This window comes from Roseisalinus antarcticus (genome assembly GCF_900172355.1).
GTDB lineage: Bacteria > Pseudomonadota > Alphaproteobacteria > Rhodobacterales > Rhodobacteraceae > Oceanicola > Oceanicola antarcticus_A.
Window position 1 is genome coordinate 1 of the sequence record NZ_FWFZ01000129.1, and the last position, 1210, is coordinate 1210.

Here is a 1210-nt window from a genome sequence, read left to right on the forward strand (position 1 = left end):
ATGGGCAAGGCAAAGTTTGAACGCAACAAGCCGCACGTCAACATCGGCACGATCGGTCACGTTGACCACGGCAAGACGACGCTGACGGCCGCGATCACGAAGTATTTCGGCGACTTCCGCGCCTATGACCAGATCGACGGTGCGCCCGAGGAGAAGGCCCGCGGGATCACGATCTCGACCGCGCACGTGGAATACGAGACGGAGAACCGTCACTACGCCCACGTCGACTGCCCCGGCCACGCGGACTACGTCAAGAACATGATCACCGGTGCCGCCCAGATGGACGGCGCGATCCTGGTTGTGAACGCCGCCGACGGCCCGATGCCGCAGACGCGCGAGCACATCCTGCTGGGCCGCCAGGTCGGCATTCCGACCATGGTCGTCTACATGAACAAGGTCGACCAGGTTGACGACGAGGAGCTGCTGGAGCTGGTCGAGATGGAAATCCGCGAGCTTCTGAGCTCTTACGATTACCCCGGCGACGACATCCCGATCATCCGTGGCTCGGCGCTGGCCGCCATGAACGGCACCGACCCCGAGATTGGCGAAGAATCGATCAAGGCGCTGATGGCCGCCGTCGACGAGTGGATCCCGACCCCGGCCCGCGCCGTGGACCAGCCGTTCCTGATGCCGATCGAGGACGTGTTCTCGATCTCCGGCCGCGGCACGGTCGTCACCGGCCGCGTCGAGCGTGGCGTTGTGAACGTGGGCGACGAGCTTGAGATCGTCGGCATCCGCGACACCAAGAAGACGACCTGCACGGGCGTCGAGATGTTCCGCAAGCTGCTGGATCGCGGCGAGGCGGGCGACAACGTGGGCATCCTTCTGCGCGGGATCGAGCGTGAGGGCGTCGAGCGCGGGCAGGTGCTGTGCAAGCCCAAGTCGGTGAACCCGCACACGAAGTTCGAGGCCGAGGCCTACATCCTGACCAAGGACGAGGGCGGCCGCCACACGCCGTTCTTCGCGAACTACCGCCCGCAGTTCTACTTCCGCACGACGGACGTGACGGGCACGGTGACGCTTCCCGAGGGCACCGAGATGGTGATGCCGGGCGACAACCTGAAGTTCGAGGTCGAGCTGATCGCCCCGATCGCGATGGAAGACGGCCTGCGCTTCGCGATCCGCGAAGGCGGCCGCACCGTCGGCGCCGGCGTGGTCTCCAAGATCCTCGTCTGACCCCCAGACACCGGGCGCGGACAATCGCGCCCGG

General features: G+C 65.9%; 1 protein-coding gene. It reads left to right on the top strand.

Annotated features, from left to right (window positions below):
* Complete coding sequence (gene tuf / locus ROA7023_RS23545) at nucleotides 1-1176, top strand: elongation factor Tu (protein ID WP_085881354.1); 1176 nt, start codon at nucleotides 1-3, stop codon at nucleotides 1174-1176.
* The last annotated feature ends 34 nt before the right edge of the window (nucleotides 1177-1210 follow it).

What these genes read in the sequence shown, in the direction of transcription:
- tuf (WP_085881354.1), top strand. Translation starts at nt 1, where the DNA reads ATGGGCAAGGCAAAGTTTGAACGCAACAAGCCGCACGTCAACATCGGC.